The sequence below is a fragment of the Pseudomonas sp. KH_017 genome (assembly GCF_057840285.1).
Genome location: NZ_CM174509.1, coordinates 2,570,828 through 2,582,904, shown reverse-complemented (window position 1 = coordinate 2,582,904; position 12,077 = coordinate 2,570,828). Strand labels below are relative to the sequence as shown.

Annotated in this window: 10 protein-coding genes and 4 pseudogenes; 6 read left to right on the top strand and 8 right to left on the bottom strand. The window is 54.9% G+C overall.

The genetic code is table 11. The features are described from left to right. Positions 1-293: 293 nt before the first annotated feature. Entirely contained in the window at positions 294-884 is a 591-nt protein-coding gene (locus tag AC3IT6_RS11790; protein WP_489355673.1) for a CGNR zinc finger domain-containing protein, read from the bottom strand. A 21-nt stretch (positions 885-905) separates the two neighbouring features. Here AC3IT6_RS11790 and AC3IT6_RS11785 point away from each other — a divergent pair. Then, positions 906-1,312 (top strand): annotated as a pseudogene (locus AC3IT6_RS11785) (alpha/beta fold hydrolase); the annotation flags it as partial. Between the two features lie 775 nt (positions 1,313-2,087). Here AC3IT6_RS11785 and AC3IT6_RS11780 read toward each other — a convergent pair. After that, positions 2,088-2,747 carry a hypothetical protein gene (locus AC3IT6_RS11780; protein WP_150753502.1) on the bottom strand — a complete coding sequence of 220 codons (660 nt, stop codon included), beginning with the start codon at positions 2,745-2,747 and terminating at the stop codon, positions 2,088-2,090. A gap of 364 nt (positions 2,748-3,111) precedes the next feature. On the opposite strand from AC3IT6_RS11780, the pseudogene AC3IT6_RS11775 reads away from it, so the two are divergent. Next, a pseudogene (locus AC3IT6_RS11775) lies at positions 3,112-3,303 on the top strand (nucleotidyltransferase family protein); the annotation flags it as partial. A 120-nt stretch (positions 3,304-3,423) separates the two neighbouring features. Here AC3IT6_RS11775 and AC3IT6_RS11770 read toward each other — a convergent pair. Continuing rightward, positions 3,424-4,590 (bottom strand): MFS transporter, encoded by a 1,167-nt coding sequence (locus AC3IT6_RS11770; protein WP_151214059.1) that lies wholly within the window; start codon positions 4,588-4,590, stop codon positions 3,424-3,426. Positions 4,591-4,684: 94 nt separating this feature from the next. Here AC3IT6_RS11770 and AC3IT6_RS11765 point away from each other — a divergent pair, with 94 nt between their 5' ends. After that, positions 4,685-5,578 carry a LysR family transcriptional regulator gene (locus tag AC3IT6_RS11765; protein ID WP_115948375.1) on the top strand — a complete coding sequence of 298 codons (894 nt, stop codon included), beginning with the start codon at positions 4,685-4,687 and terminating at the stop codon, positions 5,576-5,578. Positions 5,579-5,907: 329 nt separating this feature from the next. Here AC3IT6_RS11765 and AC3IT6_RS11760 read toward each other — a convergent pair. Next, positions 5,908-6,129, bottom strand: a pseudogene (locus tag AC3IT6_RS11760) (integrase); the annotation flags it as partial. A gap of 221 nt (positions 6,130-6,350) precedes the next feature. Between AC3IT6_RS11760 and AC3IT6_RS11755 the strand changes: the two are divergent. From AC3IT6_RS11755 to AC3IT6_RS11745, 3 genes are all read left to right on the top strand, one after another. Continuing rightward, positions 6,351-7,154 (top strand): hypothetical protein, encoded by an 804-nt coding sequence (locus AC3IT6_RS11755; protein ID WP_489355669.1) that lies wholly within the window; start codon positions 6,351-6,353, stop codon positions 7,152-7,154. Positions 7,155-7,388: 234 nt separating this feature from the next. Then, positions 7,389-7,697: a phage tail-collar fiber domain-containing protein gene (locus AC3IT6_RS11750; RefSeq protein ID WP_489355667.1), complete on the top strand. Its 309-nt coding sequence runs from the start codon at positions 7,389-7,391 to the stop codon at positions 7,695-7,697. A 476-nt stretch (positions 7,698-8,173) separates the two neighbouring features. Beyond that, positions 8,174-8,752 carry a hypothetical protein gene (locus AC3IT6_RS11745; protein ID WP_489355665.1) on the top strand — a complete coding sequence of 193 codons (579 nt, stop codon included), beginning with the start codon at positions 8,174-8,176 and terminating at the stop codon, positions 8,750-8,752. Positions 8,753-8,805: 53 nt separating this feature from the next. Here the strand turns inward: AC3IT6_RS11745 and AC3IT6_RS11740 are convergent. The 4 genes and pseudogenes from AC3IT6_RS11740 to AC3IT6_RS11725 all read right to left on the bottom strand — a co-directional run. Beyond that, positions 8,806-9,045, bottom strand: a pseudogene (locus AC3IT6_RS11740) (NYN domain-containing protein); the annotation flags it as partial. 667 nt (positions 9,046-9,712) lie between these two features. Then, positions 9,713-10,222, bottom strand: a complete 510-nt coding sequence (locus AC3IT6_RS11735) for a hypothetical protein (RefSeq protein WP_489355663.1) — start codon at positions 10,220-10,222, stop codon at positions 9,713-9,715. A gap of 158 nt (positions 10,223-10,380) precedes the next feature. After that, positions 10,381-10,578: a hypothetical protein gene (locus tag AC3IT6_RS11730; RefSeq protein WP_489355661.1), complete on the bottom strand. Its 198-nt coding sequence runs from the start codon at positions 10,576-10,578 to the stop codon at positions 10,381-10,383. A 182-nt stretch (positions 10,579-10,760) separates the two neighbouring features. Further along, complete coding sequence (locus AC3IT6_RS11725; RefSeq protein ID WP_489355659.1) at positions 10,761-11,945, bottom strand: hypothetical protein; 1,185 nt, start codon at positions 11,943-11,945, stop codon at positions 10,761-10,763. Positions 11,946-12,077: the final 132 nt, after the last annotated feature.

The window sequence follows — 12,077 nt, the reverse complement described above, 5'->3', positions numbered from 1 at the left end:
TTAATTGAAATCACATCAGCAACTCATGCCAGGCGGAAAACGCCTGTGCCTTCGCGTCATCGTACACACCCCTTCTCCCAAGGGTTTTACGGTTGAGGTCGGAACACTTGAGGGAATTCACCGCATTAGACATACGGTATGAAGCACAACCGTGCCGGGCCTTTTGTATCTGCCCCGTCACGCCTTCGTCACATCCACCAAGCAAAATGCAAACAGCCAAAGGGATTTGGCCCATCTACAGAGAGCCCGGCCTGATGCCGGGATTTTTCGTATTCCAGCCCTCCCGGCGCTTCTCATGGCTGGCCTTGATATCCCCTCGTAATTCGTCGATGAGCTTGTTGATCATCTGGTCGCCATTGAGCGGGGCAATCGAAATGCCTAGTCCGCAGCACTTTGACGTCGCTGCGGAACTCGGCGACCTTATGCCGGTTTCCGCATAGCGCCATGCTGCACCAGCGCCGTTTGTGCGACTTGGTGCGGTCATAAAACATCAATGAACATTCGGGGCTTTCGCATTTACGCACCAGGCTGAAATCGCCTTCGGCCAACAACTCCGCGACGGCGTAAGCGAGCCTGCTCAGACGCTGGTGACCAGCATCACCCTGCTGGAACCAATCCAGCACCGGCGCGCCCGCCTCCTCCCACACCAGTTGCGGCACTACTCGCAGTAGAAAGGCATTCAGCGCCGCCGGATCCGCCACGCGGTTCTCTCGACGGGCGGCAAGCCCGCTCTCGATGCAGTCGCGCAGGTTGCGCAATTGATCGAGCAAAAGCCCGTCACCCGCCGCCACTTCCGCCGCCGAACCGAAACCGATCTGCTCCAGCCAGCGCGCTACGTCGGCATCGCTGTTGAGCAGGTCGCGCCGCTGGCCTTCGACCATCATTCGGGTGTTTAGCAGATCCAGCGGCGGGTGATCAACGATGCCATCCTGCACCTGGAAGGCACACGCTGGCAGTATGTGGCAGGCGTGAGCAACCCCGAACTCATTGCACCCGAGGGTTATTATCTGGACGCGCTGTTGCTGGAGCGACCTGGTAACAAGGACATCCAGCCCGATCTGTTTTATGACTATCAGAAAAACCTGCAACTGTACCCGGCGTTCCAGCAATTCTTCCGAGATACCCAAGTGCCAACGCTGGCGATCTGGGGCAAGGGCGATCCGTTTTCATTCCGCCAGGTGCCGAGGCCTACAAGCGTGACAACCCGAATGCGGTGGTCGAGTTACTGGATACTGGCCACTTCGCGCTGGAGACCCACGCCGAGCATATTGCTCAGCGAATTGGTGACGTAGTGGGCAGCCATATCAACTGAGATTTGCACTGTCGACGCGCTGCCTTGTTCGTGCCGACAGTGTCTGTACCCCACGCCTGGTTAGACGACGGGCACTGCAGTCAGTTTTTTAAACTCACTGATCGGTCAAGATGATGGAAAACGTAGAGGCAATATGAGCAAGCCAGCGCCTCGCATGCGTTTTCTTTTGTGAAGTGTCGCCAGTTCAGTCGCATTTGCTGATGCTCAACGCTGGACATAGTTGGCCCGCTATATTGGGTTCGCTTGATGGACTTGTAGGCCGAGTGGATTGGAATCACTCGATTGCTTTCTTGGCATTTGCGCCAATTTCAGGTCGGTAATGTGCCTCCAAATTCTGTGAATAACCCCTGCTTTTGCAGAAACCGAGAGAGAGATTCTGGCCGATTTCTGTCTGTCGCCACCGTCAGCTATGGGTTGCACGCTGCCCTTCGCGACAGGCACCGATCGGCCAGAAGCAGACATTAACGCAGCTGGGTTGGTAGTCTCTCGCTCCGACTTTTAACATCTAGGCCAGCGCCCATGATCCAGCTCTCGCAGGTGCAGACCATCATCGCTGCCGATCCGGTACGTTGGCGGATACTCCGTCTGGTGCAAGGATAGCAATACGGGGTCAGGTCTTGCCTTTTGCATAATAGCGATGGCAAAAGACAAGACCTGACCCTGAGGTTTCACAGACTTTCTGCACTGATCCGCCGTGCCTGGGAATGCGGCGAACCCGGCCGCTCTACTCGGCCTGGCCCGCCTGCAACTTGCGACCCCGCAGCGGCATCGCCCGTCATTCTGCGGCAAAGCAGTACAGCAGCCCCGCCCCGCCCGAGCCGGCCAGGGCTTCGCTGCTGCAGCCACGCGAGGGGTGCGAGGAGTTCCACGAGCGTGCCGCCGCATCGTCACGCAGTCCTATTCGGTCATGATGACCGACCTGGGCCGTCCCTTCGCCGCTGCTGGTCCAGTTGCTGCAGGTATGGTCATCGCTACCGGCGAACGCAGTTCCGTCCGCCTGCGAGCCGGTGAGGATGTCGTGCATGTTCGGCGTGTCGCCGCGCCCCTTAACCAGCGCCCCGTGTTCGTCCAGGGCCATTTCCTTGGTCAGTTGGTTGTCGCCGTGCAGTTGCGCGACGTCGCGGGCGATGACGACCCCCTTGGCGTTTTGCCAAGGGCCTTGGCCGATGCGATCACGGGCATTGACCGCCCCCGCACCGCCGACGGCACTGGTGCTGAGGTAAGCACGCCAGGTGTGCTGGCCCGCCCCGACGGCGGAGGCCAGCGTCTGGCAGTGCCTATCGGCGCCGCTCAGACCACCTAGATCGGCGCCCTTGCCCATGCCGAGGCTGGTGACAAAAAAGGTCATGTCCGTTTGCTGGGCCTGACTGGCGAAACTGCAGGCTAATGCCAGCAGGGCAGTCGGTAAGGTGAGAGTGAAAGTCGTGATGTGCATGTACAGTCCTCCTGCGTGAAAACGGCCTCCAAGATGGAATGTGACCGAGAAATTGAGCCTAGACGACGCCGGTTACCGACACACAGCCGCGGTTCAACCTTCCGTCCTCATGTATTGCTTGAGTGCGCGGCTCGCAGCTTGGCGAGCGGGCGTTGGATGCAGGATGCGGTAAGGCTCAATCCGCTTGGGGCGCTCTAGGGGCTTCGACACTTTTTCGACACGGCCCCGGGGGACCAGAAAGCAAAAACCCCCGATCTCTTTCGAAATCAGGGGTTTTCGTATTTCTCAAAGCAATGCGGGGTCAGGTCTTGCCTTTTGCATAATAGCGATGGCAAAAGACAAGACCTGACCCTGAGGTTTCAAGGTAGCTGTACGGCTTGGAGTAGAGGGTGTGGTCGAGGTCGCGGCACCACTCGGCCTAGACGATCTCTTTAACCTTGTCGTCCGACCTACGGTGAAGTTCCGGGCAGATAAACGGCAGGTCTATCTGAACCGCCTTCGCTCAAAAAACTGGCTCGCAACCTGGCCGGATCTGAAGGTTCTCCCGATAGGCTGAAGCGTTTCATCTTCGAAGTTTCATGCCCGTTTCGGATCGTTAGCTGCCATTCCCGAACGTCCGCTTGTGGCCGCTAGCCGTCACTCATCAATGGTGACTAACAGCCCCCTCACATCATCGTCACACCACCGCAGCTGCAATCGTTCTGGAACGCCAAGCAAAAGCCAACACCATCAGCAGCCCCAGACCCGCCATTGCCGCTCCGGCCAGGGAAATCGCCGGATAACCCAGCCCGGTATTGATCACCGCTCCACCCAGCGCCGCACCAATTGCGTTGCCGAAGTTGAAGGCACCGATGTTCACCGCCGAGGCCAGATTGGGCGCGTCCTTGGCAGCCTCCATGACGCGCATCTGTAGCGGCGGCACTAGGGCGAAGCTGGCGATACCCCATATCAGGATGGCAACGGCGGCCGGCAGCGGCCAACGCATCAGTACGGTGAACGCCAGCAAGACGAGAATCAGCACGCTCAGCGAAACGATCAGGGTGCGATCTATCGAGCGGTCGGCGGCCTTGCCGCCCCACATGTTGCCCAGCGTCAACCCCACACCGAACAGCACCAGCATGGCGGTGATGTAGGCGGTGGACGCATGGGTCTCGCTGCTGAGGATCGGCGCGATGTAGGTGAAGACGGTAAACATTGCACCCGAGCCGACTACGGTCAGGGCCAACGCCCCCAGCACCGGGCCACGGCCCAGTACCCGAATTTCGGCCAGTACACCGACGCTTTGCGGCGCCTGCAGGTTGGGCAAGGCGAACCACAACGCGACCATGGCCACCACGCCGAGGCCGGTAATACCCCAGAATGCGGTGCGCCAGCCGAACAGTTCGCCAAACCAGGCGGCCAGCGGCACACCGCCGATGGTCGCCAGGGTCAGGCCCATGAACATTGCCGCAACCGCCCCGGCACGTTTCTCCGGGGCGACCACGCTAGCGGCGACGATGGAGCCAACGCCAAAGAACGCACCGTGGTTCAGTGAGGTCACCACCCTGGCGACCATGAGGCTGTAGTAATCGGTAGCCAGGGCTGACATCAGATTACCCAGGGTGAAAATCGCCATGAGTCCGATCAGCAGATAGCGCCGAGGAATCCTGCCGGTGGTCAGGGTCATCAGCGGCGCGCCGAGCAGTACGCCCAAGGCGTAAGCACTGACCAACAGACCTGCGGCGGGAATGGAAACGCCGAGATCCGCAGCGATGCCCGGCAACATGCCCATGGGGGCGAACTCGGTAACGCCGATGCCAAAGGCACCAATGGCGAGTGCGACAAGTGGTGGATTGATACGCATGGAAGGCTCCTTATCTATGCCGCTAATGCTACGATCCAACATTTTCAGGCGGTAGAGAGCATTTCTGGCAATCACCTTTGCGTAAGGAGCACAAATGGACTTCAACGGCAGGTCAGGTGAAATGGGCGTGTTCGCCACCGTGGCGCAGGAAGGCAGCCTGTCGGCCGCCGCGCGTGCATTGGGGCTGACACCCTCGGCGGTCAGTCGGATCATCGCGCGTACCGAACAACGTCTTGGCACCCGCCTGCTGTTGCGCACCACCCGAGCGATCACCTTCACCGCCGAGGGCGAGGCTTTCCTGCGCGGCGCCCGGCGTATCCTGGCCGACATGGCCGAGGTCGAAGAAGCCATCGCCGACCAGGGCGTACCAAGGGGTCGATTGCGGGTCAGCGCCGCCCTTGGCCATGGGCGGCTGGCCATCGTTCCCTTGGTGGCAGCATTCAGCGCCCGTTACCCGAACATTGTCGTCGACCTCACCCTCGGCGACGAAGTGGTCGACATTCTCGGCGGCCAGGCCGACGTCGCGGTACGCTTTGGCCATCTGCCCGACAGCCCGCTGACCGCGCGCAGGATCGGCGACACCGGCCAGGTAGTGGTGGCATCGCCCGAGTATCTGCAGCGCCACGGCATCCCCCAGGAACCGGAAGACCTGCTACGGCACAACTGCCTACGCTTCAACTTCCGGCGTGCCGAACCCAACTGGCCGTTCATCCGCGACGGAAGAGAGTTTTCCCTGAAGGTCAGCGGCAACATCGAATGCAGCAGTGGTGAAGCGCTGGCACAACTCGCGCGAGTAGGTGCCGGCATTGCGCGTATCGGCGAGTTCAGCGTGAGCGAGGATCTGCAGCGCGGTGACCTGATACCGCTGCTGGAAGCCTGGAACCCCGGCGACCAGGAACCGATTCATGCGGTGTTCGTAGGTGGCTCGGCAATGCCGGCGCGGGTGCGGTTGTTCGTGGACTTCTTGTTGGAACATCACCGGATGTAAGCGGTGGCGTCACTTGATCCTTCCGGGTGCTCGTGATGCTGTTCGCATTAAGCAAGTAGTGACCAACACATCGTTGGGCGCGCTATCAGTGGGTGGTCTGCCTGACTGGAACAATCGGGAGCCAGGCATTGATGCCTCGTTTGCACGTCGTAAATGGCCGAGATTGGCCGATGGCTATTCGTGAGAGGCCGCTTTCGGCCGAGGCTGTGTAAAAACGGTTTAGAGCAGGTTTGACAGTCAGAACCAGAACGAAAATCGCGTTTCTACGTAAATTTCAGGTCGGACCGATACACCAATCATTGGCAGATTTTACGTAGCGACGCACACTTACGCTCCCCATGGGCAATGTCTCGGACTCGCAACTTGGTTAAGTCACAGGCACGCAGCTTGCTATCGATGGCCAAGTTGAAAAGCGCCAAATCACGTGTCTTCTCAGCAAGCTGAAGTCTCACGCGGATGGCCCAGATATCTCTGACTCGAAGCGGAGCTTTCTGCCCGACAAGCTTTCCCTTGTTCCAAGGCTGATGGCTGTATCTAGCAATAGTGTTCATGGCTCGTCCTCCACGTTGAGGGGAGGACAAGGGTGGATCAGCCACAATGGCTGGTGGTCACTATCCGACCCATAGCGGCCTGTCACGGGACTGATAGACAAGGGCCAGAAACAGACTTTTCTCATACATGATGAAGGCGGAATCGAACACCTATTTTGCGCAGATAGCCTATCCTGAACTCGTTCGCTGAACACTTGAGTCTAAGAGTATGGAACACCCCCTTGGCCGCAGAAGGTAATTTTTTCAGCTCGACGCCAGAATACGGAGAGTCAGCAATGAACAATAAAAAAAACGCTTCAGAATTGGCTTTCGCCCCGAACGCAGTTCCTTTTAAAGTCCGTTTATTGAATGTTATGTTGTCAGTCATCCTATTGATCTATGGAACATTTGGAGTGATCACTGATAATTTTGTAATTCCCGGCAAGCGCGGGGAATTAACGTTGTATGGCTACCCGGCATGGGTTATGTATGGAGCGCTGTTATGTCTTGTGGCTAACCTGATCGCTACTGTCATTGATCATTATGATCCACGAGATAATGAGAAAAAATACAAGAAATTCGAAGCGATTGCGCGGAAGTCAGGATGTGCACTGTTTGTTCTTGCGTTGACTTTAGGGGCCGTAAAGCACTTCAAAGATTTCGTTTGTGAGGATAGAGTAGTCTTACAGGCGACCAACGAAGAGATGGGGCTTACTGCATTCGCTTATAACCGCTACTGTGCCTTGCACAATCCATTAAATGCGGTTGAACCGCTACTCCAAGTCACAGTTGTCCCTGTAGCCGCTCCTCTTCCTGTCAAGTTTAGAATCGCCGTCCACATGAATCGGACGGAAATTGTTCGCATGTACTGGAACGGGAAAAAGTTGGTTCTTGAGTACCGCCCGCGTCAAACTGAAAAAACTAAAGGTGCTCTTCCAGAAGTCAGTAGTGGCACACCTGTGCCGGTTGAGCTTATTAAAATGAACCCTGGCCCGGCGGCGGGGGGGGCGCAGCACAATACAGCCGCACAGATCCCCTCATCCTGAACGTTATCGGATGACCGCTTCTGGCCGATTCTGTTGAAAAAGTCGGCTTCGGTTTCCACTGTAGAAAAGTGCGCGTCTGAGATTGAAATCTGTGTTTTGCGCAGAAGGTCCAGGACTCAGATTTGACGTAGCGGCGTGCAAAAAAGGCGCTTTCACCGCTCGATGCTTGGCTAGCCAGGGCGGGTCGACTTTTTCAACAGAATCGGCCGATCGGTGCCTGTCGCGAAGGGCAGCGTGCGACCCATTTCTGCCGGTGGCGACAGGCAGCAATCGAAAGACGTCATTCGTCACGCTACCTGGAAGCATCGCGCAAGAGATGACGACCCTGGCCGCACAACCCCAGCCCCGACCAACCCCAACACCGTAATCACCGAGCAAATCATCCCGCCCGAAGTCGGGGGTGAATGGATTCGTGAGATCGGCCTGAATGACGTGGACGGCGATCTGGTCGCCGTGGCCACGGAGGCTGCGATGTTCAATGTGTGTCAGTTGAAAGAATCTAAGGATGTCTGCGACAGCGTTCTCGGAGCTGCACACAATTGATGGGAGTACGTGCTATATCGAGCAGGGACTAGCAAGGATTAAAAGCGCTAGGACTCAGGAATGCAATCGGGTGAGTAGTCCTCTTCGGCTTCTGAACAAAAAATGCCGTGATAGCATTTTGATCTAAGAGTTTTTAATTCACCCGACGCGCCTAGTCTACGCTCGCATTAGTGTCCCTTCGTCAGGGGCAGAGTCGAGTGGCGCACATTTGGGCGCGATTGTAGATAAGGATGAAGGTACGGTCGCCGACCTGTCCGCGTGACCAATGATGCGATCGAAGATGAAAGGCGTGGTCTTTTATATAACATCAGGATTCGATTGTTGAAAGATAAAGTTAAGGTGAAGGAACAGGGCATTCAGCTAGCACAATTGGTGTCAGTTTCAGCTGAAGTAAAAACTGATAGCAGTAGAGTGATTGACCGTGTGCCAATCCCTCTTGATCGCCATGTTTCTGGAAGTACGAGGGGACGATAGCTATGAGATTTTATGTTCTGGCTGCGGTGGTGTTAGCTGCTGTGTGGATATGGAATAGTGTTGTCACTGAAAGCCAGCAGGTGAATTATTTTTTGGTGGATGGTGTGAAGTACTGTTTGAATTCGGATTTGATTTCGAGAGGCGTTAGTTCTAAGGGGGGGTATCAGGCGGTTTTCATCAATGGTGTAGATATCGTTGGTAGTAATGTTGGGAAGGTTAAGGTGTTTGTTGATCGTAATGATATTGGCATGAATGACCCAGGTAGGTCAGCTTACGAATTCATCAAGAGTGGGGGGCGTTTGGAGGTGGTGGAGGCGACGAATGCTTTCGTGGTCTATCATTCTGATGAGGTCGCCCGCGAGAAAGAGTGGATTTTTAAAGACTTGCGTGATGATGAATATTTCTACTATGACTGTATTTTTCAGTTTACCTGCTCTATTCATGGAACTTATGAAAGGAAAATTGGATTGCGCGTAGACTTTCATCCTGATGAGAAAGTACTTTCTAACGATAAAGTGTTAAAAATTTATCGGGCGGTTAAACATATTGCCTTCGGGGCTTTTGCGATGCATCAATGTTGAGCTCATCGCTAAAGTAGGTTTTTTCTGAATGTTCTACTGCCCAAACTTTGGCGCAGCAGGTCCATTGCGTCGAATATCAATGCACTGTCTATTGGGCTCTTACCTTTGGTGTACGCGAATTGTTGGATGGGTTGAATCGAATAGTCGAGCAGCACCTTCTTCCATCCACCCAACTGGAGATCAATCCCATCGTCATAGATCCGTTTGACATTGGCAACGCCGTACTTGGCGATTTCTTCGAGTAAATCTTCGGCAAATGCTGCAGCGGCAAGTCTTCTGGTTCTTGCATGAATTTGGAAATGACTTCTGGCCGCTGCCTGTCACGAAGGGCTGCAACCGACCCAAGTGAAGTGGCCGGTCAAGCCCTGGAAGGATTTGACTGAGTGGTAGACGTTCATGAAGGAAAACTACCATTGGCCCGGGAGTCTGTAAAAGATGAGCGCCTAGGCTTTGTTCCGGCGAACTAGCAAAACGAAAAAACCTATCAGCTGGATTGCGCCCACTCCTATCGCCACCCTCTGTACCACGGGGCTCAGGCAGCTCAGCCATTGGACAAAGAGAATTAAAAGCCCTGCGCAGACAGGAGCCGAGCATATGATGAGCGCCACTCGGATTAGTTTTCGATGACGTCCAGGCCACGTGGCTGGGCCATCTGTTCTAGCTTCAGAATCAATCAGGCCTAAGAGGTTCAGAATAGCGAGGAGTAAATCAATCATGACTTCCTTCAGCGCAACGTCTTTAGTCGGTGAGCAACGTGAGTGGGCAGGCTCATTGAATATAGCAGCCAGTCTGCTGTGGCATATTTCATCGATTTCTGCCGGTACTCACCGTCCGCTCCTGGCCGATTTCTGCCTGTCACGAAGGGCAGTAGTCGACCCAAAGCAGACCTTCATGGCACGCAACTATTGGCCGATTTCTGGCGGTCAAGAAGGTCAGCTTGCGACCCAAAGTACCTTTTCCCTATGGGGGCGCTTTCAGCTTGGTCGAGCGATTAGGGCGAGGGCTGTAACGTTCTATCTCTCGAATGTACTCGCGCGCTTCGCGAAAATAGTAGCGCTTCAAATGAATTCGCAGGTTCTGCCTTAGACGCCAAGTACCGTATGCACCTGCGCAAAGAAAGAAAAAAAACAATGCCAGTTGGTTGGAGTTAGGTAAAAATATAGCCAGACAAATAAGCGCTACGATAATTAATTGATCAGAAGTCTTGAGCCATCCGCTGTCTGTTCCTCGCTTGCTCAGGGTGCGAAGCATCCACCTATACAGGGCGAAAATAAGTGCACTCAAGGAAAAGAACACGAACCCTATAATCCAGCTTCCAGGTATAGGCGCAAAACAGAACCTGACTCCAAAGCCAGCAAAAATAATGCTTGCGGCGAATACACCAAAAAGAGCATCCCACTGTTGATCGGCGTAGCGATACAGCCGTCTTTTGATCTCGACCCGGTGTATTTCGTGGTAGCGAGGGTTCATAGGCCTAACCTAGGCTAGCTAGCCAGAAAACAAAAACTGTGCCTTTGTTTGCCAAGTGTATGGTAGGTAGCGTTTTTGTCCAGGTTGTGCTCCCTACCGGAAGAGAGGGAGGGATAGCGCCGTTTCTGTCCGAAAAAGGACGATAGTCAGATCAGTGCTTACTTGGCGCTCTCCATCAACTTCCATGCAATGATTGTGATGATAGGAGACAGGATCACCAGTGCGCCTACGGTGCAGACCACTGCAAACCAATAGCTGCTTTTTCCGGTGAACCGGCCCAGCGTTATCGCCCTGAGCACCCAATATCCGACTCGGTAGCAGATGACGCCGAACACAACCTCCAGCAGCATTTCCATGGCATCTCCTTGTGCTGACTTTGACCGAGTATGGCCTAGGTTGAGCAAAACAAAGTGTCGGCTATCGACCCAATATAGATAGTCCGTACCACCTTCCTATGTCTAGGGAGGCGGGGCCAATTAACTTCCTGATGGCCTAACTTTAAGGCTTGGAGGTGTCTACAAAACCAAGCTGATAAACGTCATGGAAGCGATAGCTCTCCAAGCCACGTGCAACTTTTCCCTATGTTACTGTCCGGCCTCGAACCAAAAATCCAGATCGCTCCATTCTTTCTTTGCACCGGAAAGAGCGCAACCGGCCGGCCTTCATGGCATTCGGGTAATGGTACGGACATGACTGTCACGTCACCATTTTTTGCGTCGAGCCGAAAAACCAGAATCTGCGCTTCGAGAGAACACACGACCAAGAGGTTGTCATTTTCAAGAGCCATCTGCCCTTGATCGCAGGATCTCCAGGTTTTATTCCTCTCCTGCGATATTGAGTGCGAAAGCTCCTTGCGCCAGGAGATAGAACCGTCGAGGGAGAGCTTTGTGATTTCCAGCGGCTTCGCGCTCTGAGTATCGTGCCAACTCGATAGCACATAAAACGCAGTACGTGACTTCACCATCGCAACCGTTCCTGAACGGCTTCCAGAATGGCTGTTGATGTTTGCTCTAACAGTTTGCCAGCCAATCACCTGTCCTGCGCGGTCAACTCTTAGGACATTCACATCGTCCCAGTATTTTTTGTTGTTGTCCTCGCGCCTACCTGCAATGGTGGCCGCTACGATTTGGTCACCTACTGCTGAAACCGCCACCCCTTTTCCGAGTCCTAACTTTCGTTGCCACAAGAGCCTGCCCTGAGTCGATACGGCCGCCAGCCAATTTTCGGCACCGTCACCGCCGGCGACGACCAATTCGCCTGAATCAAGCATGGTCACACTCTGAATATAACGAAACCGGAACGAGTGAAAAGAGTATTCCGCAACGACTCGCCCCTGTGGATCGAGCTTTCCGAGATAGGCATCTGCCATCGTTCCGCCGGGGACATACATTCGTCTGTTTGTTAGACCGGCAAGCCAAAGAGTCTCATCGGGGCCCTGCACAATTGTCGAGGCCTTCCCCTGAGTTGCAAGTTCAATGATAGATCCAGGGCCTGCTTCGCTGGGCCGCAAGAGAATCGATTGCGATACCCCTCTATTTCCTAACGCGACTATTGAACCGCCGGCGTCGAGCGAGATCCCTCGAATAGCGAGAGCGCCTTGCGTGTCTCTCCCTCCAGGAATGGTTTCTGACCACAATATTCTCAGCGCTGCACCTCCGGCAGCGGCTTGTTCGAGAGGAATCCCCACCAGTAGAAACGCTGTGAAGGCTATTAGCTTCGCCATGAAATGAAAGGACTCCTGAAAGGCTTGGGTCCAAAGTCACAAGGAATATTCGACACCTCGCGTGAGGTGACAACGCCTTCACAGAACGGAAGCCCATTTGGCTCAATCATTTCCGTCGGCAAACCAAGCATA

Coding starts and splice junctions, on each gene's coding strand:
- AC3IT6_RS11790 (WP_489355673.1), bottom strand. CDS start 884: ATGATGGTCGAAGGCCAGCGGCGCGACCTGCTCAACAGCGATGCCGAC.
- AC3IT6_RS11780 (WP_150753502.1), bottom strand. CDS start 2,747: ATGCACATCACGACTTTCACTCTCACCTTACCGACTGCCCTGCTGGCA.
- AC3IT6_RS11770 (WP_151214059.1), bottom strand. CDS start 4,590: ATGCGTATCAATCCACCACTTGTCGCACTCGCCATTGGTGCCTTTGGC.
- AC3IT6_RS11765 (WP_115948375.1), top strand. CDS start 4,685: ATGGACTTCAACGGCAGGTCAGGTGAAATGGGCGTGTTCGCCACCGTG.
- AC3IT6_RS11745 (WP_489355665.1), top strand. CDS start 8,174: ATGAGATTTTATGTTCTGGCTGCGGTGGTGTTAGCTGCTGTGTGGATA.
- AC3IT6_RS11735 (WP_489355663.1), bottom strand. CDS start 10,222: ATGAACCCTCGCTACCACGAAATACACCGGGTCGAGATCAAAAGACGG.
- AC3IT6_RS11730 (WP_489355661.1), bottom strand. CDS start 10,578: ATGGAAATGCTGCTGGAGGTTGTGTTCGGCGTCATCTGCTACCGAGTC.
- AC3IT6_RS11725 (WP_489355659.1), bottom strand. CDS start 11,945: ATGGCGAAGCTAATAGCCTTCACAGCGTTTCTACTGGTGGGGATTCCT.